The following is a 21,091-nucleotide window of genomic DNA, read 5'->3' on the forward strand; positions in this document are numbered from 1 at the left end:
CGTGATCTGATCCCCGGTGGCGCGGCGCTGGACCTGACCGCGGACAAGGCCGCCGCGCTGTTGCGCAGTATCCGGCCGGTCACCGCCACCGATCACTGTCGCCGCGAGCTCGCCCGGGACATGATCGCGGACCTGCGCCACCTGGACCGGCGGTTGCACGCTAACCAGGCCCAGATCCGGCAAATCCTGGCCGAGACCCACTCGACCATCGTCGACATGCGAGGCGTCGGGCATCTCATCGCTGCGAAGGTCCTCGGCCACGTCGGCGACGTCACCCGCTTCCCGACCGCCGATCACTTCGCCAGCTACGCCGGCACCTCGCCGGTGGAGGCTTTCAGCGGCGAACGTCGCCGCCACCGGCTCAACCCCACCGGCAACCGGCAACTCAACACCGCCCTGCACACCATCGCGCTCGTCCAAGCCCGAGATCCCGGCCCCGGCCGCGTCTACTACCAGCGCAAAATCGCTGAAGGAAAGACACCTGCCGAGGCGCGGCGCGCCCTCAAACGACGCCTCACCAACGTCCTCTACCGGCGCCTCATCGAAGACCAACTCAGATGCACTACCGGCGTGGCTTGACACACAGAGGCGCTCTTGAGCCTCTCACCGCCGCGGTGACCGGCGGGGCGCACGCCAGATGAGAGCCACACCAACCTGCGGTGGGCAGCCGCGATGAGAGCGACCTCACCGTTCACCTCGACCAAGCCTGGCCGGGCTGCGGTCGTACCACCAGCTAACAGGTAGCCGCGAACCGCGCGTCACGCTATGTGACGGCGGACGGCGCACCGCAGGCGCCCGGAACTGCCGAATTGAGGACGTTCGTGGGCACGGATATCTCATTCGAGGGTTGCCCTATCGGACGGTAGGGACGAGTCGTTCATGGCCGCGGCGGCGGCCCTCTTCGGCTGGGGGCGGCTGCAGTCAGTACCCCGGTCCCAGGAACGACCCATGACGCGTGCATGGCTTTTGCCAGCCCCGAGTTGCCGCATTTCGCGGCAGCGTGTCCTCCAGTGTCGGAAGGCGGTCCTCAGGTCGGTGCGGTGAAACGGATTTCGTGTGACGCTTTGGGGGCGAGCAGGTCCAGCAGCTCGCTGCCCTCGGTGGTCAATGCCTCGCGGTCGGACGCGGACAGTGGTTCGAACGGGTGCACGGTCAGGGTCGCCGCGCCTCGTGCCGTGGCGAACGTCCAGGTTGCTGCGGTGAAGCCGTCGAGGAGTACCAGGCGGGGGACGGAACCGTGCGGGACGAAGTTCTGCTGGCGGAGGCCGTCGGTGACCACCCTGGACCGGAGGTGGTGGGACAGCAGCAGGTTGTCGAAGTCGTACAGGTACCGGGCAGGCGCGCTGACCTGGGGGTCGGGTCGGGGTGCGTCGGGTAGGTCGAACAGTTCGACGCCGTTCTCGTCGCGGAACGTGGCCAGGCGGGGCCGGAGCCGGTCGAGCACCTCCGCCAGCCGGGTGAGACCGCACCAGGTCTGCACGTCGCGTACGGTCGCCGGGCCGAACGCGGCCAGGTATCGCAGGACCATCTGGTCGATCGGCTGGTCGGTGCGCAGCGGCGCGCCGACCCACGATTCGACCGGCGCGTGGACGGTCTGGCCACTGGCGCCCCACACGCCGCGCGGCGGGGTTTGCACGACCGGCAGCAGGTTGCGCACCGCGTAGGCGAGGCTCGCTGGGTTCCGATCTGGCCACCGCTGGGCCAGCAACCGGCCCAGTTCGCCCGGGGTGCGCGGCTGCTCGTCGAGGAGTTCCCGGCCTGCAGCGACGAGCTCTGCGGTGTCCAGTCCGCGCATGGACCGGCCGTGTGTTTGGTTGGTGAACAGGTCGCGGTCCAGCGCCGGCTGCACGAGCGGGCGTAGCGCCAGCGCGTCGGACGCGCTGACGAGATGGATCGTCGAGCGCATGAGCGCGATCCGCACCACCCGTCGTTGGGTGAGCAGCGCCCCGATGTCCTCGGGTCGGCACTCGGTGAGTCGGGTCCACAGCCCCACGTACCAGGTGTGCGGGGTCTGGGCCTGCAGGCCGACGAGGTGCTCGATGGCCTGCAGCGGGGTGAGGTCGGCGCGGCGCAGGAGCAACTGCCGGTCGAGGGTGGCGCGGTTGAGGGCGCGGCGGGTCAGGGTCTGCACGGGTGGCCTTCCCGAAGGGTTGAGATCAGGGGTACGCGCGGCGGGCGCCCGCCGCGCGTACCTGCTGGGTGTGGGTCAGTGGAGTTGGCGGAAGAAGCCGCGGATGTCGCTCACCAGCAGGTCGGGGGCGTCGTGCGCGGCGAAGTGGCTGCCCTTGTCGTACACGTGCCAGGACACGATGTTCTTGTGGTCTCTTTCGGCGAACGGGCGGATCGACTGGAAATCCCAGGCGAAGTTCGCCAGCCCGAGCGGCACGGTCGTCGGCTCGGTCGGCTTGTCAGCCGCATGGAAGTCCTCGTAGTAGAGGCGGGCCGACGATGCGGCTGTGTTGGTGAGCCAGTAGATCATCGTGTTGGTCAGCACGTAGTCCGGGTCGAGGTTCGGGCCGAGCAGTTGCGCGTTCCAGCCGAGTTGCCCGACCGGGGAGTCGGCGAGGGCGTGGGCCAGGGCCTGCGGCGCGGTGGACTGCAGTTTGTCGTACGCGCCGCCATTGTCCAGCCACCACTGCAGGAACTGGACCTTCTTTTGGTCCGCCTCCGAGAGTCCGGCCAGCTCGGCCGGGTCGCCGGACGGGAATGAGAAGACCTGGGTGACGTGTACGCCGATGACGTGCTCGGGATCGTGGCGGCCCACTTCGGGCGAGATGAGCGAGCCGGAGTCGTTGCCGTGCGCGCCGTACCGCTCGTATCCGAGGCGGTGCATCAGCTCCGCCCACGCCTTCGCGACGCGGTACCGGTTCCAGCCACGGTCAGCGGTGTGGCCGGAGAAGCCAAAACCGGGTACCGACGGGATCACCAGGTGGAACGCGTCGGCTGGGTCGCCGCCGTGGGCTCGTGGGTCGCTCAGCGGGCCGATCACGTCCAGGTACTCCACGATCGTGGTCGGCCAGCCGTGGGTGAGCAGCAGCGGCGTGGCGTCCGGCTCGGGCGAGCGGACGTGCAGGAAATGTACGTTCTGCCCGTCGATGGTCGTGGTGAATTGCGGGTAGGCGTTGAGTTTCGTCTCCCATGCGCGCCAGTCGTACCCGTCGCGCCACCGCTGGACGAGGCTCTGCAGGTACTGCAGCGAGACGCCGTAGTCGGTACCGGCGTCGGGCAGCTCGTTGGTCCAGCGGACCCGGGCGAGCCGCTCGGTGAGGTCGTCCAGGTCGGCCTGCGGGATGTCGGTGCGGAATTCGCGGATCTCGGTCATGTCATCGACTCTGCCAAGTTATTAGGAAGACTCCGCTCCTAATTACCTGCGATCCTTGAGGAATGTTGGAAACCTCCGCCCGCCTGCTGCGGCTGCTCTCCCTCCTGCAGACCCCACGTGACTGGACCGGCGCTGAACTCGCCGAACGCCTCGGGGTGAGCGGGCGGACCGTGCGTACCGACGTGGAACGGCTGCGCAGCCTCGGCTACCCGGTCTCGGCCACGCGCGGCGCCGTCGGCGGCTACCGCCTCGGCGCCGGCGCGGCCCTGCCGCCGTTGCTGCTCGACGACGAGGAAGCGGTCGCCGTGACGGTCGGCCTGCGCACGGCGACCGGCGGCGCCATCGCCGGGATCGAGGAAGCGTCCCTGCGGGCGCTGACGAAGCTGGAGCAGGTGCTGCCGTCCCGACTGCGGCGCCGGGTCAACACCCTGCAGACCTACACCGTGTCGGTCCCCCGCAACGACCCCGGCCCAACCGTCGACCCTTCGGTCCTGACCACCCTGGCCGCGGTCTGCCGCGACCGGGAACGGCTCCGCTTCGACTACCACGATCATGCCGGTACGGCGACGCTGCGCACCGTCGAGCCGTACCGGTTGGTCAACTGGGGCCGCCGCTGGTACCTACTGGCGTGGGACGTCGACCGGCGCGACTGGCGGACCTTCCGCGTCGACCGGATGCAACCGCGGACCCCGACCGGACCTCGCTTCGCACCGCGCGACCTGCCCGACGAGGACGTCGCTGCGTACGTGTCGCGCCGGGTGTCCGCCGCCGCCTGGCGGTACCGGGCACAGGTCACCGTGCACGCGCCCGCCGAGGTCGTCGCCGACCGGATCAGCCCGGCGGTCGGCATGGTCGAACGGATCGACGACCACACCTGCGTCCTGCACACCGGCGCGGACACGGTCGAGACCCTCGGCGTCTACCTGGGCCTGCTCAGCGAAGACTTCGACATCACCGGGCCGCCGGAACTCCTCACGCACCTGCGCCGGCTCGCCGAGCGGTACGCACGAGCGACCGCCTGACAACCTGTCCCACGAGCCGGTCGATGTTCGGCGATCACTGATCGAATACGACACGGGTCAATCCAGCAGGGCGCCCGTAACTCTCACCGATGCCAGTCGACACCCAACCACAGCCGGCCGACAGCCCGCATCCGCACATGCCGCCGACCGAGCGTGCGTAGCGTCCGGGTCAAGGTCTCCCGGCTCCCGGTGCGGGCGCCGGGAACGCCACCATCCTCCCGCTAGGTTGCGACGGCTCCGGTCCACCCCACGCCTGGCCGACGACGAACAACCGCGGGTCCCGCCCGCGGCTGAGCACGCAGGCGAAGGCTCCGCGATCAAAGCCGACGGTGGCCAGCACCTCGCCGCCCTCGTGTACCCGAACACAGCGCTGGTTGCCGACGTCGGCATACCAGACGGCGCCCTCGGCGTCCATGCAGATCCCGTCGGGGTGGTCATCGGGCGTCTCTGCCCACACGTGTCGATTGCTGAGGACCCCGTCGCTGCCGATGTCGTAGGCGGTGAGCCGGCTCGCGTACGACTCGGCAACGACCAGGGCCGCGCCGTCCGGGCTGATCGCCATGCCGTTGGGGAACGCGAGGTCGTCGGCTACCTGCTCGACGTCGCCCTCGGGGGTGACAAGCACGACCAGGCCCGGTGCGAACTCGCCCCCGGGAAAGTCGAAACCGATGCTGTTGACATAGGCGTTTCCCCGGTCGTCGACCACGATGTCGTTCCACGGCTTGTCCGAAACCGCGGACAAGTCGGCATGCTCGACCAGCGACCCGTCCGGCTCACGGCGCAGCAACCGACGCTGGGCCGAGTCCACGACGAGCAGCCGCCCGTCCGGCAGGAAGTCGATGCACATCGGAAACGACGCGACGGTTGCCACCACTTCGTGGCTGCCGTCGACGTCAAGCGAGATCACCTGGTTGGCGCCCCAGTCGGAGAACCAGACCCGCCCGTCGTGCCAGCGCGGTGACTCGCCGAAAACGATGCCTTCCATCAGGACTTCAGCTTCGCTCATCACGTTCTCCCTCTGCTCGGCACTGGAGTAGAAACGATTCGGCACCGGAACTCATCGCCCATCCTGGACCCGCCACCACCCCGAGCCCCCGGACACCTACCCCGCCGTCGCCGGCAGCTTCCTTGTCGGTCAGTCGCTCGTCTCTGTGTGCTACCAAGAAGCCGTAGCCTGCTGGCCTTGGACGTACTGCGGCTGGACTATTTCCACGAAGGGCTAGGGGTACGCGGATGAGAGCGATCGTGTACGACAGGTACGGGCCCCCGGATGTATTGCGGATCGAGAACGTCCCCAAGCCGTCTCCCACTGCCCGGCAGGTGCTCGTCAAGATTGCGGCGACCTCGGTCAACCTGAGCGATTGGGAGACCCTGCAAGGCTCACCACTGTATTCGCGCATCGGTGGGCTGCGCTCACCGGCGCGCCGGACACTCGGCTCGGACATCGCCGGATGGGTCGAGGCGGTGGGCCCGGCCGTCACCCGGTTGCGACCCGGTGACGAGGTGTACGGCGACAACCTCATGCTCAAGGGCGGTTTCGCCGAGTACGCGATCACTCCCGAGTCGGTTCTGGCCCGCAAGCCCGCCGCCCTTACCTTCGCCGAGGCCTCGGCGATCCCGCAGGCGGGCGTAATCGCGTGGCAGGGGACCAAAGGCGCCGCAGCCGGGAAACGGGTCCTGATCAACGGTGCCGGCGGAGGATCGGGCTCATTCGCGATTCAGCTCGCCAAGCGACTCGGCGCCCAGGTGACCGGCGTCGACAACGCCGGCAAGCTCGACTTCATGCGGTCGGTCGGCGCGGACAAGGTGATCGACTACCGCAGCCGGGACTTCACCCGCAGCGGCCCGTACGACCTCATCCTCGATCTGGTCGCGCACAGGTCGGTGTTCGCCTACCGCCGGGCACTGGCCCCCGGCGGCCGTTACCGGTGCGTCGGCGGATCGGTCTCGGCGCTGCTGCGCATACTGACGATCGGCGCGGCGGCCGGCCGACTCACACACCGCCGGCTGGGCGTGCTCGCCGTCAAGGAAGGGCCGACCCACTTCGAACCGGTGGCCGACCTCTGCGCCACGGGCAACCTCGCCATCCACATCGACCGAGCCTTCACCCTCGACGAGGTGCCCGAGGCGTTGGCCCACGTCGGAGAGGGACGCGCCCTCGGAAAGGTCATCGTGACCGTCAACTGACCAGCGACTGCGCACATCTGCCGCCGACCGCGCCCCACGCAGCGTCACAGCCCGTTGAGCAGGTCAACGTCCGGGCGTGCCGATGGGCGCGCCGGGAGTGACAGCACGGTACGACGGCGTGGGGCGGTGTCATGTTGGCCCAGCAGCAACCTCGGCGTTACTCCGGAGAATGCAGAACGCGTTTCCCTCGGGATCCGCGAGCACCGCCCATCCGGTTCCGTCTGCGTTGCGTCGGTCGTCGACGGTGGTCGCACGCACCCAGCTCGATCAGTCGGGCTAGTTCGGCATCGCGTGAGCCTTCGACTGGACGCAGGTCGAAGTGGATTCTGTTCTTGACCTGCTTTGACCCTGGCACCTCGATGAAGAGCAGACGACGCGTCCGGTCCCGAGAGAAGATCATGCATTCCTCGTGTCCCGGCTCGTTCGGATCATCGGGGTCCTCCACGTAGTCGAGGACGGCCTGCCATCAGCGGCACAAGGTATACGCGTCGGCACAGTCGACGCTGGTATGGGAGATGAAGGAAGTCACTCGGGCATCGTTGCAGGACCTGCCGAGACGATCGAGCAGATTTCGACCCCAGCAACGCACTCAACTGGCGCTTAGCGCATGGCTTGGCGATCGGGTAGCAGGTCGCCGCCGCTACGAGTTGGAGAGCGGCGACCCCAGCCGGGAAGATCAGTGGCTGTGGGTGGCCTGATGGAGGTGTCGAGTCCGATCGACGTGCTGCGGCTCCGGGCCGGGCTCGACACGGTTGCGAGGGTTCAGTTCCAGGTGCCGCTCTCCGAGGCGGACTACCGTACGCTCGCCGCGATTCTGGCGGAGCATCCATCCGTCACCCTGCGCGCGTATGGCTCTGATGCCGAGTTGTCCACGCTGCGGTTGCTGCGCCAGTCACCTGTGCGCCGGCTACGGCGGCGATCCGGACGACATCGGCGCGGAGGTCCTCACCGGCTTCCTGGCCGCGCTGCGCGACCGGGTCGACCTGGCCCGCGACGCTCCCTACGCGGCGCTGTGCCGGGCGGCGTTCCGGGACGGCTACGCCCTGCGCCAACAGGCCGGCGAGTACACATCGATGGACAACGTCGACCACATCACCGGTTCCCGCACCCCCGCCATGCCCTACGGGCACCCGGACCTCCTCGTCCAACGGGCGGTCGGCCTGGGCATCCTCGACCGGGAGGACGAACAGTCCTACATCGACATCCGGCTCGGGCGGCGCGCGATCGAACCGGTCGCCGCCCGCCTCGGCATCACCGTCGACGCGTTGCGCATGCGGCTGGGACGCATCGACACACGCCTCGCCGACGCCCTCGCCAAAGGGCTGCTGACCGGCGTGACCAGCCAGCAGACGGCTGACGAGCTCGCCCACCAAGCCGTGCACCGCTCGGCCACCCGCACTGGCCTCGCCGCGGTTAGCGGCCGCATCGCCGATCAGGTGCCGGTGTCCACGACGGCGGGGATCGCCGCCTGAGTCACACCCCCGCGCCGCGTCAATCCGATGCCGCCACACGAGAGACCCCTGAGCGTCCTCGCCGGCCGCATCGACCCGCCGGCGAGGACGCTCGGCTGTGCCGGCACGTTGGGGGGAGGGGCTGTCGGCAGCGTCGATACTGCTGAACGTGTGCGCACGGCCGAGCCACAGGGTTCGAAGGACGCCGACTCACGACATCGGTCGCCCGCTTGATCTTCGGACGCCCCGTTCGGCGTGCGGGGGTCAGCTGATTAGTTGGCGGATCACCAGGATCGCGATGAACACGACGATGAACGCCAAGTCGATCGAGACCGTGCCCAACCGCAACGGGGGCAGGAACCGCCGAACTGGAGCAAGGATCGGCTCGGTGACCGCTCGCGCTCCGGCGGACAGCCGCGACCGGATCGACCCGGGCGCCGCGGGACCGGCGAGCGCCACGCTCCAGTCGAGCACCACGCGGGCAACCAGCAGCAGCTGCATCAGCAGCAAAATCAGGCTCACGATGCCGAGCACAGGACCCATGAGATACCTCCAGAACCAGTTTGACCCAGCTCAACTGTGCGTCACCTTGTTGTGAATCCGCTGAGCGACAAGCTGTTACTCATGGCTGAACGCGCCGTACGGCGGGGCTGTCCTCTACCTCGCCGGCCGACTGCTGTTCCTGAGGCTTGCCGTCCGATCCGCCCCGCCAGCGCATTTAGCCGCCGTCGGCGTGGCGCTCCTCCTGCTGCCGGCGGCCCGGGGCCTGCCCGCCCTGGCCGCACTCGGCCTGCTCACCGCCTTCCCTGTCGAGGTCGCGGGCGAGGATGTCTTCGATGGTCTCCCGGCGCATCACGGGCCAGGCATCCCCGTAGTGCACGGCTATCACCGGCGGTCGGGGTACGAGGTTGTAGTTGGAGGCGAGCGGCACGTGGTAGGCGCCCGATCCGGGCACGGCGAGCAGGTCGCCGGGGCGCATGTCGCCGGGCAGCTGCGCGTCCCGGACGATCACGTCGCTGGCCTCGTCGTGCCGCCCCACCACGGTCGTGGGGCGGGTGGTATGCCGGCTGGCCCGTCCCGCCAGTGCGACGGTGTACCGGGCGCCGTACATCGCCGGGCGGGGGTTGTCGCTCAGGCCGCCGTCGACGGCGACGAGCTGGTGGCCGTCGACGTCGCGGCGCACGGCCAGCACCCGGTACAGGGCCACTCCGGCCCGCGCCACGATCGCCCGGCCGGGTGTCACCACCAGCCGGGGCATCGGTACGCCGTACCGCTCGCACGCGATGTGCAGCACCGCCCGGACCCGGGAGGCGAAGGCGGTCAGCGCGAACTCGGCCTCGGCCTCGGTGCCGGGCACGGCGTGGCCGCCGCCGAGGTTGATCTCGCGCAGCGCGATGCCGTGCTCCCGGGCGGCGTGCCCGATGATCGACACGAGCTGGTCGATGGCGCGCTCGTACCCGCCGAAGCCGGCGACCTGCGAGCCGAGGTAGAAGTCCAGGCCGACCAGGTCCAGCGTGGGCTGGTCGGCGATGCGCCGCAGCGTCTCGGCGAGCTGGTCGCCGGCGGGCAGGCCGAAGCGGTCCCCGTCCGGCCCGGCCGGCAGCGCCGCCGCCGCGTCCAGCCCGAACCGGTTGGCGCCCGGCAGCACCCGCAGCAGCACCCGCTGCCGCCCGCGGGCCAGGGCCGCCAGCCGGGCCACCTCGGAGGCGGACTCGATGACGATCGTGCCGACGCCGTACTCCAGCGCCCGGTCCAGATCGTCGGGCGTCTTGGCGTCGCCGTGCAGGATGATCCGGTCGGCCGGGAAGCCGACCGCCGCGGCGGCGGCGAGCTGCCCGGCGGAGCAGACGCTGAGCGCCAGGCCCTCCCGCTCGATCCAGCGCAGCACCGCCCGGCAGGCCAGGGCCTTGGCGGCGTACGCCACGTTGGCCGCTCCGAACGCCGCCGCGTACTCGCGACAGCGGGCACGCACGTCCTCCGTGTCCAGGACATAGGTCGGCGTGCCGAACTCCTCGGCGATGTCCGTCAGCGCAACGCCACCCATGCGGATCCCGCCGGACTCGCATCTGGTGGTCGCCGGCCACAGATGCACGGGCAGGCGCGGTGGCAGCGACGCCCGTGACGGCGGGATCGCGTCCAGCAGGGTCATGATTCCTCTCCCGCTTGGGTCAGATCCGGCTGCCGCAGCAGCAGATGGATGATGCACTTCCGACTCCCGCCACGGCGCGATGCGCAACCACATCCGGCACCCGACCAACTCGGTGCTACGCCGTGCCTCTGGATCGGAGGTCCTGAGGGCCACGCCTCACGGTGCCGCACGATCCCGCCCGAGCGCGAGAATCAATACGCAATCGCTATGGCTCTCCCCGTTTTCTTGACGCTTTGGCGACGCCGGCAGGCGTCAGGGGGCCGGCGCGACCGCCCGGCGCCACCATCGCGGCGGCCGAACACGACAGCCGGCTTGCCATCGAACTACGCGGACGATGAACCTGGGTGCTCAGCGCCGGACGGTGAGCGTCACGGACACCGCGACGATCTTGGTGCGGGAGTCGGCCGGGAACGCCTCGTACACCTCGACCGTGCCGGCCTGCTCCCGGTCGACCCGGTAGCCGACAGCCACCCGGCAGCCTCGCTAACGATCGCTGTAAGTCAGCGTTGTCGAGGTCGGCGTCGGGTCAGGTTCGGAGTAAAGCGACTTCAAGCCGTCCCGGTGGACCGGCTGACCGCCAGAATCAGCCCCCGAAAGGCCGGTGCCACGTCGCGGACCGGGAGACCCGCTCTGACCTGCGGTGGGAGACATATGGGTGGCGCTGTGTGTCCACATAGCGCAACCCACGTGCAGGCGCACCTGACCCTCTCCACCAATTCATCGTTCGATATGGATGTCTGACCTGGTGTAACGCATTTGTGGTCGGCAACGCTGCCGACTTTCGTCGCTTTAGAGAAAAGTAGAGCCGGGGGCGACGAAAGATCTGGACACCTCGAGACGAACTTAGTAGTGTCCGTAACCATCAATATGTTTCATCGAGATTAACCGACGGCGCGGTGAGTCTCGATCGATGGCCCCAGGCGGCGCAACACGTCCGGCGGCCACCGACCCAACCAGGGATGGCACCCCGGGTCAGCGGTATGACCCGTGGCCCGCAGATGCGGTGGGTTTGACCGATGTCCGTCCCTACTCGATGACGCCTCCTCAGCTCCGAGGCGCAACCCTCACCCCATCAGCTCCACGCTGAACGCCGTCCGACGACGCGTGCGATCCGGCTCGCCCGCGGACCAGGACGGAGTCCATCCACACCGGACGGCCGTGGCATCCGCCTCGGCCGGGGATCCCGTGCGGCCAGGAGGGGGCCACGCGATTCGTCGCTCGGGCGACATATCTCGACAAGAGGTGATCTGGCATCGACGGGGGACGTCTGCCCTGCCGGCGCACGCCTCGAACCTGGGAGAGAGGCATTGATGAACGGATACCCACCTCCCGGCCGGCTCCCGGCCGGCCGGTTGCGGAAATCGATCGCGGCCGTCGCCACGGCCGCCCTGGTGTGGGTGACCGCCGGGCTGGTGGCGGTGCCGGCGAGCGCGCGCCCGGTCGACCCGCAACCGTCGACCACCGCCGTCGCGCCGTCGCCGCCGCGCCAGTTGCAGGCCCAGGTGCTCACCTGGACCGCCGGTGACAACTTCCTGGCGTACCGCTCCGCCCCGACCACAGCGGTCGCCGGGCCGACGACGCTCGTCTTCGAGAACAGCGCCGCGACCGGCAACACCACCGGCATGCAGCACACCCTGACGTTCGACACCGGCAACCCGGCGTACAACAGCGACGTCGACGTGAACATCCTGGCCGATCCGACGGACGCCAACGGCGGCCGATGGACCGTCGACGTGGTCCTCTCCCCGGGCACCTACCGCTACTTCTGCGCGATCCCCGGCCACGGCGGAATGACCGGGCTCCTGGTCGTCACCGGTGGCAACTCGGACACCACCCCGCCGACCGTGGCGGCCGCGGTCACCGGTGAGCGCGACGGCAACGGCGCCTACCTGGGCGCGGCGACGGTGACGCTGTCGGCGACCGACAGCGGATCGGGAGTGAGCCGGGTCGAGTACTCCCTGGACGGCGGGACCTACGGCACCTACTCGGCGCCGGTCACCGTGAACCAGCCGGGCTCGCACACGCTGACCTACCGGGCCACCGACCAGGCGGGCAACACCTCGACGCCGCAGTCGGTGTCGTTCACGGTGGTGGAGCCGCCGGCCCCGGACACCACCCCGCCGACCGTGACCGCCGCGGTCACCGGCCAGCGCGACGGCGCCGGCGCGTACGTCGGCACCGCCACCGTCACCCTCACCGCTGTCGACACCGAGTCCGGTGTCGACCGGGTCGAGTACTCCCTGGACGGCGGGCCGTACGCCGGCTACTCGGCGCCGGTCACGGTGAGCCAGTCGGGTCAGCACACGGTGAGTTACCGGGCCACCGACAAGGCGGGGAACACCTCGGCCGCGCAGTCGGTGTCGTTCACCGTGGTCGAACCCCCGAAACCGGACACCACCCCACCCACCGCCTCGGCCGCGCTCACCGGTGAGCGCGACGACAACGGGGCGTACGTGGGCTCGGCGACGGTGACCCTGTCGGCCACCGACACCGAGTCGGGCGTCGACCGGGTCGAGTACTCCCTGGACGGCGGGCCGTACGCCGGCTACTCGGCGCCGGTCACCGTGAGCCAGCCGGGTCAGCACACGCTGAGTTACCGGGCCACCGACAAGGCGGGCAACACCTCGGCCGCGCAGTCGGTGTCGTTCACCGTGGTGCGGCCGCCCGCGCCGGACACCACCCCGCCCACCGCCTCGGCCGGCGTGACCGGCCAGCGGAACGACGCCGGCGCGTACGTGGGGTCGGCGACGGTGACCTTGTCGGCCACCGACACCGAGTCGGGCGTCGACCGGATCGAGTACGCCCTCGACGGCGGCGCGTACGCCGCCTACTCGGCGCCGGTGAGCGTGAATCAGCCGGGCCAGCACACGGTGAGCTACCGGGCGACGGACAAGGCAGGGAACACCTCGGCCGCGCAGTCGGTGTCATTCACGGTGGTGGAGCCGCCGGCCCAGGACACTACGCCGCCCACCGCGACCGCCGCGGTGACCGGCGAGCGGAACAGCGCCGGGGCGTACGTCGGGTCCGCCACGGTCACCATCTCGGCCACCGACGCGGGCAGCGGCGTGGACCGGATCGAGTACTCCCTCGACGGGCAGCCGTACGCCGGCTACCCGGCGCCGGTCACCGTCAACCAGGTCGGCCAGCACACGGTCAGTTACCGGGCCACCGACAAGGCCGGCAACACCTCGGCCGCGCAGTCGGTGTCGTTCACCGTGGTCGACCCGCCGGCCCCGGACACCACCCCGCCCACCGCCACCGCCACGCTCTCCGGCCAGCAGGACGACACCGGCGCCTACCTCGGCAGCGCCACCATCACCCTCACCGCCGCAGACGCGGGCTCGGGCGTCGACCGGATCGAGTACGCCCTCGACGGTGGCACGTACGCCCGGTACTCGGCGCCGGTCACCGTCGACCAGCCGGGCGCGCGCACGCTCAGCTATCGGGCCACCGACAAGGCAGGCAACACCTCGGGCGCCGCCTCGGTCACCTTCACCGTGGTCGCCAGCGGTCCTGCCGCCTGCCCGGTGCCAGACACCCGGCCGACGGTCTGGCTCGGCACGGTGGACAGCGGCGTACCCAACCGGGTGGTCGCGGACGCCTGCACGATCAACAACGCCATCCAGGACGAGCGGGCATGGCCGAACCACGGCCAGTTCGTCAAGCACGTCACAGATGTCGCCGAGCACCTGCACCACCTGGGCGTGATCGACCACAAGGAGCACGGCCGCCTGGCCAGCGCCGCCGCCCGCTCGGGCGTCGGCAAGTCGGACGACAAGAGCGGCTACCAGCCGCTGCTGGACACCTCGGCGGCGTCGTTCAACCGGTGGGAGCACGTCGGGGCGGGCGGCTTCACCCGCGACGCTGACGGGTCGATCACCAGTCGCCCGGTCGCCGGCCTCGGCATGCTCTGGCTGCCCACGGCGACGTACGGGGACTTCTCGCTGAAGCTGCAGTGGCGCGACGACGCGCCCGGCGACGGTCGCGCCAACAGCGGAGTCTTCGTCCGCTTCCCGGACGTGCACGGGCACCCGGCCGAGTCCCGGCCCGAGTGGGTGGCCATCAAGTACGGCCACGAACTGCAGATCTACGACCGGCCCGACGGCGACCAGTACAAGAGCGGGTCGGTGTACGGGTTCGACCGGGTCGACCTGGCCGGCGCGCGGGTAACCCCGAAGGGCACCTGGAACGACTACGAGATCCGGGTGGTGGGGCAGCACTACTCGGTCTACCGCAACGGCGAGCTGATCAACGAGTACGTCAACACCCCGGAAGCCGTGTTCAGCCCGCCCCGCGCGGATGACCCGGGCGGGGCCGGACGGCAGAGCGCCCGCGGCTACATCGGCCTGCAGAACCACGGCACCGCCGATGTCGTCAGCTTCCGCAACGTCCGGATCGCGCCACTGAGCCCGTGCTGCCCGGACGGGATGCCGTCCGCCTCCACCAGCTGCTGCTGACCGAGCGAAAGGACCACACCACCATGGCGAAGAACAGGATCGACCGCCGGGCGCTGCTCCGCGGCCTCGCCGGATCCACCGTCGCGGTCGGCGCGGCGAGCCTCGCCGGCGCGCTGCCGGCCGTCGCGGCGGGCGAATCGAGCGGCCGCCTGATCCCGCAGGGGCATCTGGGCATCCAGCTCTACAGCGTCCGCGACAAGATCACCCAGCTCGGCTTCGCGGCGGTCTTCGAGGAGCTGTCCCGCATCGGCTACCGGGAGGTGGAGTTCGCCGGCTACACCCAGGGCAACGTCGGCCCGATCACTCCGGAGCAGATCCGGCAGCTGCTCGACGACAACGGGCTGAAGGCGGCGGGCAGCCACCGTGGGCTGGGTGACTTCCGCACCAACCTGGAGTGGGAGCTGGACGCCGCCGAGACGCTCGGCATGTCGGCGATCGGCACCGCGTCCGCGCCGACCGGCAACCGCACCATCGCCGGCTACCAGGCGGCCGCGGCGGAGTTCAACGCGTGGGGCGCCGCCGCCGCGGCCCGCGGGATCAAGCTCTACCAGCACAACCACACCATCGAGTTCAGCTTCGCGACCGACCGGCCCGACGTGCGGCTCTACGACCTGTTCCTGGAGCTCACCGACCCGCGGTACGTGTTCCTGGAGATGGACATCCTGTGGGCGTACGGCGGGGCGCGGAAGTACCCGGGCTTCCGCCCGGTCGACTACGTCAACGCCCACCCGCACCGCTACCCGCTGTTCCACGTCAAGGACGGCGTCCCACTGCCCGACCCTCAGCAGGGCAACTCGTACCTGGACGTGGAGTTCGGCGCCGGGGTGATCCCGTTCGCGGAGTTCTTCACAGAGCTCGACGGGGGCGGACGGTTCACCTACCTGTGGGAGCAGGACACCGGGCCGAACGCGCAGCCCAACCCGCCCGGCTCGCTGGGCGCCGCCGAGCGCAGCTACCAGCGAATGGTCGACCTGCGGGGTGAGCGGTGACGGCCTGGCGGCTCACCGAGGACGCTCCGCCGCCCGAGGGCGCAGCGGCGGCTGAGGAGGGCCACTCGGCCGACCCCCGCCGCCCGCGGTCGAACACCCGCCGGCTGCTGGTGGTGGCGGCGACCGTGCTGCTGACCCTGGTCGGCGCGGGCGGCCTGGCGATCGCCGGCACCGGCGTGCTCTCGGAGGAACGGCCGGAGGGCTGCGTCAAGCCGGACCGCAGCATGCAGCTCTACGCGGTGGAGTTACCCAGGGACGGCACCCAGATCCGGCTCGGCTACGGCACCAGCCCGCAGACCGCCTCCTACCCGGGGCCGACCATGGAGATGATGGAGGGGGAGTGCCTCGCCATCACCCTGCACAACCTGGTACCCGCCGCGACGCTGGAGCAGCTGCGCACCGACCCGGCGCACCCGCTGGGTGTGTCGCTGCACGTGCACGGGGTCAAGTACACCCAGCTCTCCGACGGCACCGTGCAGAGCGGCTCGTTCGTCCCGCCCGGCGAGTCACGCACGTACACCTGGTTCGCCCAGCAGCGGAACAGGAAGACCGGCTCGCCGGGCACGGCCGGCTACTGGTGGTACCACGATCACGTGGTGGGCGGCCCGCACGGCACCCAGGGCCTCGGCGCGGGACTCTTCGGCGGGCTGGTGGTACGCCGACCCGGCGACCCGAAGCCCGACCGCACCTACACCGTGGTCTTCGGTGACCGGCAGAGCATCAACCTGCGCCGCGGCGCGGCCACCGACACCTGCGACGCGCAGAACCCGCAGCCCGGCCCGACCTGCCTGGTCGCCCGCAAGGGGGAGAAGGTGGAGTTCATCGTCGTCGGGATCGGCAACGACATGCACACCTTCCACCTGCACGGGCATTCCTGGGCGGACACCCGGACCGGCCTGGTGAGCAACGGGGAACCGTTCGCCGACAGCGTCCCGGTCATCGACAACAAGCCGCTCGGGCCGGGCGACTCGTTCGGGTTCCAGGTGGCGGCGGGCGACTCCGTCGGGCCGGGGCACTGGATGCTGCACTGCCACATGCAGTTCCACTCCGACGGCGGCATGTCGACGATGCTGCACGTCCTGGACGAGTCCGGGGCGATGCCCCCGGGCCACGACCACTCCCACCCGGCGACCGCCGCCGGCACCGGTGCCGACACCGACACCGGCGAACACCAGCACAACTGAGCACCGGCGCCACCGCGCCGGTGACCGGGCCGGTGACTGCTGGTCTGTCGGCGGACCAGCAGCCACCGGCGGGACCCCGCGCCCACGGCGGGCTCCCCAGCCATCCACCAGTCCGCCGCAACGTCCCCGCACCCACCCCAACCCGTCCGGGCCTCGCCGGTGGTCCCACGCACCGGTGTCCGGTCGATCCCGGCACGACCGCTCGGCAGCGCATGTCCGCCACATCCCAACCTGAAGAGGAGTCGAGATGGCTCAAGGACGCCATTTCCGGTTATCCCGCTGGGTCGGACGACGGCTACGGTCCGACTCGACGACCACCCCACCACCGCCTGCCCGACGGCGGGCCATGCGCCGCGCCGGTGCCCTCGCGTCGAGCGCCGCGCTGGCCCTCGGCGTGCTGGGTCTGCCCGCCCAGGCCGCGAGCCCGACCCCGGTCAAGGCCGCGGCCGCCGAGGCCGCCGCGGCGGTCAAGGTGCTGGTGTTCCACGGTCCGGTGGCCCAGCAGGACGACCCGGTCAACCGGGCCGTCACCGCAATCCGGAGCCTCGGCGCGGACCACGGCTTCTCCGTCGACGACTCCAGTGATCCCGGTGTCTTCACCTTCGGCAACCTGTCCCGGTACCGGGGCGTGGTGTTCCTCTCCGCCAACGGGGTGACGCTCAACGACGCCCAGGAGGCCGCGTTCCAGGCTTACGTCAAGGGTGGCGGCGGGTTCGTCGGCGTGCACGACGCCGCCCGCGCGCAGCCCAGCTCGGCCTGGTTCACCGGCCTGATCGGCACCCGGCCGGCCGCCAGCCTGCCGAACGCCGAGAAGCCCGTCTCCGCCACCGCGAGCGCCGAGAACGCGCCGAACGAGACCGCCGCGAAGGCGATCGACGGGTCGACCGGCACCAAGTGGCTCACCTTCAACCCGACCGGCTGGCTCGCGGCAAAGCTGGCGAAGCCGGTCGTGGTGAGCCGCTACGCGCTGACCTCGGCCAACGACTTCCCCGGCCGGGACCCGAAGAACTGGACCCTGCAGGGCTCCCAGGACGGCACCACCTGGACCGACCTGGACACCCGCAGCGGGGAGACCTTCCCCCAGCGGTTCCAGACCAAGCAGTACAGCTTCACCAACACCACGGCGTACCTGCATTACCGGCTGAACATCACGGCCAACGGCGGCGAGCCGCTGATCCAGCTCGCCGAGCTGTGGCTGATCGGACCGGACGCCGGACCGGCCCCCGACACCACGGTGCAGCAGGCCGTGGTGGACTTCACCGACCGCCAGCACCCGGCGAACAAGGGGCAGCCGCTGACCTTGACCCGCTCCGACCAGTGGATCAACTGGGACCCGAGCCCGACCGGCCGGGTGCACACCGTCGCCCAGGTCGAGGAGGGGACCTACAACCCCGGGCTGAGCGGCAACGGCGCGTTCCACCCGATCTCCTGGTGTCAGGACTACGACGGCGGCCGGTCCTTCTACACCGGGATGGGTCGCACCGAGGCCAGCTGGACCAGCGACACGAAGTTCCAGAGCCACCTGCTCGGCGCCATCCAGTGGACCGCCGGCATGGTGCGCGGTGACTGCCAGGCAACCATCGCGTCGAACTACCGCATCGAGCGGCTCACCACCACCAACCAGCCCGGGCAGCTCGACCAGATCGGCGAGCCGCACGGCCTGACCGTCGCGCCGGACGGCAAGGTGTTCTACATCGGCAAGGCGGCCTGCCCGTCCGGGCCGGTCGCCAACTGGGACGACCCGAAGGTCGGCCTCGGCTGCGGCACGATCCACCAGTGGGACCCGACGACCAAGCAGGTCAAGCTGCTCACCACCCTCGCCGTGATGGGCAACCGGGGCAGCGGCAGCGAGCTGGTCAAGAACGAGGAGGGCCTGGTCGGCATCACCCTGGACCCGAAGTTCGCCCAGAACGGCTGGGTGTACGCCTACTGGATGCCGCACGAGTCGATCGACCGGGACCGGCGGATCGGCCAGCGAACCGTCTCCCGGTTCACCTACGACGCGGCGAAGCAGTCCCTCGACCAGGGCACCCGCAAGGACCTGCTGCACTGGGACACGCAGATCCACAACTGCTGCCACGCGGGTGGCGGGATGACCTTCGACGAGTCCGGCAACCTCTACATCGGTAGCGGGGACAGCAACTCCTCCGGTGGCTCCAACGGCTACGCCGGCAACAACTGGACGCAGGAGTACAAGGGCGTGTCGTTCCAGGACGCCCGGCGTACCTCCGGCAACACCAACGACCTGAACGGCAAGATCCTCCGCATTCACCCGGAGCCCGACGGTACGTACACCGTGCCCGCCGGCAACCTGTTCACCGGCAAGGAGGAGGGCGGCGGCAAGACCCGCTCGGAGATCTACGTGATGGGCGTCCGCAACATCGCGCGGATCGCCTGGGACCCGGTCAACGACTGGCTCACCGCGGCGTGGGTCGGCCCGGACGCCGGTGGCCCGGACCCGAACCTCGGCCCGGCCAAGTACGACACGGCGACCATCATCACCTCCGCCGGCAACCAGGGCTGGCCGTACTGCATGGGCAACCGGCAGCCCTACCGGGACCGCAGCAACGTCGACGCCACCGTGCTGACCGGCTGGTACGACTGCGACAACCTGAAGAACGAGTCCCCGCGTAACACCGGTCTGGTCAACATCCCGCCTGCGCGGGACAACATGATCTGGTACTCGCCGCAGGGCGGTGGGCCGGTCTACCCGAAGCGCACCGACGGGAGCGGACTGCCGACGTACCAGCCGGGTCAGGAAACCTTGACCCAGCCGTACCTCAAGGGCGGCGGCCAGGCCATCATGGACGGCCCGACCTACCAGCGCGAGAACGTCGACACCGCCAGCGGCGTGGCGTGGCCGACGTACTGGGACAACAAGTGGTTCATCGGTGACCAGTCCAACGCCAACAACCGGATCGCGGTCACCGTCGACCAGAGCAAGGTCGACAGCCACGGGCCGCCGGCCTTCGCCGAGGACCTGCGCAGCATCATCCGCTCGGGCAGCGGCGGCACCCAGCTCCAGTCCTGGATGGACGCCAAGTTCGGCCCCGACGGCGCGCTGTACATGCTCGACTACGCCGGCGGGTTCTTCAGCCTGCACCCCAACCAGAAGCTGATCCGGATCGCCTACCAGGGCGGCCCGGCGACGCCGAACCCGAACGACGCCACGGCACGTGCGGTGGCGCAGAGCAACCCGAAGACGATCGCCTTCTCCAGCGCCCGGACCGGTGGCCTGAAGTGGGAGTGGAACTTCGGTGACGGCAGCGCGCCGTCAGACGAGCCGAACCCCACCCACACCTACGCGGACTACGGCACCTACCAGGCGACGGTGAAGGTCACCTACGCCAACGGCGAGGTCGCCACCGGCACGGTTCAGGTCGTCGTCGGGTGCGCCGCGCCCGACGGTCGGCAGACGGTGCGGATGCTCGACACCGACACCGGCGTGGCCAACCGCCAGGCCGGCGGTGGCTGCACCATCAACGACCTGATCGACGACGAGCGGATGTGGTCCAACCACGGCCAGTTCGTCAGCCACGTCAGCGACGTGGTCAACGACCTGCGGTCGGACGGCGTCGTCGACAACCGTGAGGCGACGACGCTGAACCGGGCGGCGGCGCAGTCGGAGATCGGCAAGGTCGCCGGCTACCAGCCCATCTTCGACGGGACGGCGGGTTCGCTCGCCGACTGGCGGCAGGCGCCGGGCGGATCGTTCGCGCTGAGGCCGGACGGGTCGATCCGCAGTTCCGGCGGGCTGGGCATGCTCTGGTACGCCAAGGACGAGTTCGCCGACTTCTCCCTGCGGATGCAGTTCCGGGACGTCTCCGCCGGCGCCACCTACGCCAACAGCGGCGCCTTCGTCCGGTTCCCGGACCCCCGGACACCGTTGGCCGAGCGGCCGGCGGGCAGCTGCGGCACGGTCGGCTCGGCCCAGAGTTCGCAGGCGTGGGTCGCCATCTACTGCGGTCACGAGATCCAGATCTACGACGGACCCACCGGTGAACCGCAGAAGACCGGTTCGATCTACAACTTCGACCCGAACGGGCTGGACCAGGCCGGGGTGACCCCGAAGGGCACCTGGAACGACTACGAGATCCGGGTGGTCGGCCAGCACTACACGATCACCCGGAACGGTGTGGTGATCAACGAGTTCGACAACACCCCGGGCAAGGCGTCGTCCCGGGCTGGTGACCCGCCCACGGACCTGCGGCAGTTCCTCAGCGGGTTCATCGGGTTGCAGAACCACGGCACCAACGACCTGATCGAGATCCGCGACGTCAGGGTTCGCGAGCTGTAAGCGGAGGGCGTGCCGGGTACGGGGGACCTACCC

General features: G+C 70.1%; 13 protein-coding genes and 2 pseudogenes. 8 read left to right on the forward strand and 7 right to left on the reverse strand.

Going from position 1 to position 21,091, the window contains the following annotated elements; all coding sequences use genetic code 11:
* On the forward strand, positions 1-579 hold a 579-nt coding region (locus tag ABZV00_RS35345), incomplete at its 5' end, for a transposase (RefSeq protein WP_355614328.1).
* 448 nt (positions 580-1,027) lie between these two features.
* Here ABZV00_RS35345 and ABZV00_RS35350 read toward each other — a convergent pair.
* Positions 1,028-2,131, reverse strand: coding sequence for a winged helix DNA-binding domain-containing protein (locus tag ABZV00_RS35350; protein ID WP_355614331.1), 1,104 nt, complete (start codon positions 2,129-2,131; stop codon positions 1,028-1,030).
* A gap of 75 nt (positions 2,132-2,206) precedes the next feature.
* Positions 2,207-3,322 (reverse strand): epoxide hydrolase family protein, encoded by a 1,116-nt coding sequence (locus tag ABZV00_RS35355; protein ID WP_355614334.1) that lies wholly within the window; start codon positions 3,320-3,322, stop codon positions 2,207-2,209.
* Between the two features lie 62 nt (positions 3,323-3,384).
* Between ABZV00_RS35355 and ABZV00_RS35360 the strand changes: the two genes are divergently transcribed.
* On the forward strand, positions 3,385-4,344 hold the full coding sequence (locus ABZV00_RS35360; RefSeq protein WP_355614337.1) for a YafY family protein: 960 nt from the start codon (positions 3,385-3,387) through the stop codon (positions 4,342-4,344).
* Between the two features lie 169 nt (positions 4,345-4,513).
* On the opposite strand, the gene ABZV00_RS35365 is transcribed toward ABZV00_RS35360, so the two are convergent.
* Complete coding sequence (locus ABZV00_RS35365) at positions 4,514-5,350, reverse strand: SMP-30/gluconolactonase/LRE family protein (RefSeq protein WP_328415332.1); 837 nt, start codon at positions 5,348-5,350, stop codon at positions 4,514-4,516.
* A 227-nt stretch (positions 5,351-5,577) separates the two neighbouring features.
* Here ABZV00_RS35365 and ABZV00_RS35370 point away from each other — a divergent pair, with 227 nt between their 5' ends.
* Positions 5,578-6,531, forward strand: coding sequence for an NAD(P)-dependent alcohol dehydrogenase (locus tag ABZV00_RS35370; protein ID WP_355614340.1), 954 nt, complete (start codon positions 5,578-5,580; stop codon positions 6,529-6,531).
* 129 nt (positions 6,532-6,660) lie between these two features.
* Here the strand turns inward: ABZV00_RS35370 and ABZV00_RS35375 are convergent.
* Positions 6,661-7,060 (reverse strand): annotated as a pseudogene (locus tag ABZV00_RS35375) (VOC family protein).
* A 367-nt stretch (positions 7,061-7,427) separates the two neighbouring features.
* Between ABZV00_RS35375 and ABZV00_RS35380 the strand changes: the two are divergent.
* Positions 7,428-8,003, forward strand: a pseudogene (locus ABZV00_RS35380) (hypothetical protein); the annotation flags it as partial.
* Positions 8,004-8,246: 243 nt separating this feature from the next.
* On the opposite strand, the gene ABZV00_RS35385 reads toward ABZV00_RS35380, so the two are convergent.
* From ABZV00_RS35385 to ABZV00_RS35395, 3 genes are all read right to left on the reverse strand, one after another.
* Positions 8,247-8,525, reverse strand: a complete 279-nt coding sequence (locus ABZV00_RS35385) for a YggT family protein (RefSeq protein ID WP_355614343.1) — start codon at positions 8,523-8,525, stop codon at positions 8,247-8,249.
* Positions 8,526-8,700: 175 nt separating this feature from the next.
* Entirely contained in the window at positions 8,701-10,131 is a 1,431-nt protein-coding gene (lysA, locus tag ABZV00_RS35390; protein ID WP_355614345.1) for a diaminopimelate decarboxylase, read from the reverse strand.
* A gap of 348 nt (positions 10,132-10,479) precedes the next feature.
* Positions 10,480-10,602, reverse strand: a complete 123-nt coding sequence (locus tag ABZV00_RS35395; protein ID WP_355614347.1) for a hypothetical protein — start codon at positions 10,600-10,602, stop codon at positions 10,480-10,482.
* An 839-nt stretch (positions 10,603-11,441) separates the two neighbouring features.
* On the opposite strand from ABZV00_RS35395, the gene ABZV00_RS35400 reads away from it, so the two are divergent.
* From ABZV00_RS35400 to ABZV00_RS35415, 4 genes are all read left to right on the forward strand, one after another.
* Entirely contained in the window at positions 11,442-14,588 is a 3,147-nt protein-coding gene (locus ABZV00_RS35400; protein WP_355614349.1) for a family 16 glycoside hydrolase, read from the forward strand.
* A gap of 23 nt (positions 14,589-14,611) precedes the next feature.
* A complete protein-coding gene (locus ABZV00_RS35405; protein ID WP_328415340.1) occupies positions 14,612-15,577 on the forward strand; it encodes a sugar phosphate isomerase/epimerase in 966 nt (321 codons plus the stop codon).
* Positions 15,574-16,761 (forward strand): multicopper oxidase domain-containing protein, encoded by a 1,188-nt coding sequence (locus ABZV00_RS35410; protein WP_355614351.1) that lies wholly within the window; start codon positions 15,574-15,576, stop codon positions 16,759-16,761. Before ABZV00_RS35405 ends, ABZV00_RS35410 begins: the two co-directional genes overlap by 4 nt.
* Positions 16,762-17,107: 346 nt before the next feature.
* Positions 17,108-21,058 (forward strand): ThuA domain-containing protein, encoded by a 3,951-nt coding sequence (locus ABZV00_RS35415; protein WP_355614353.1) that lies wholly within the window; start codon positions 17,108-17,110, stop codon positions 21,056-21,058.
* Positions 21,059-21,091: the final 33 nt, after the last annotated feature.

Origin of the sequence: Micromonospora sp. NPDC005173 (genome assembly GCF_040608515.1) — a bacterium.
Lineage (GTDB): Bacteria > Actinomycetota > Actinomycetes > Mycobacteriales > Micromonosporaceae > Micromonospora.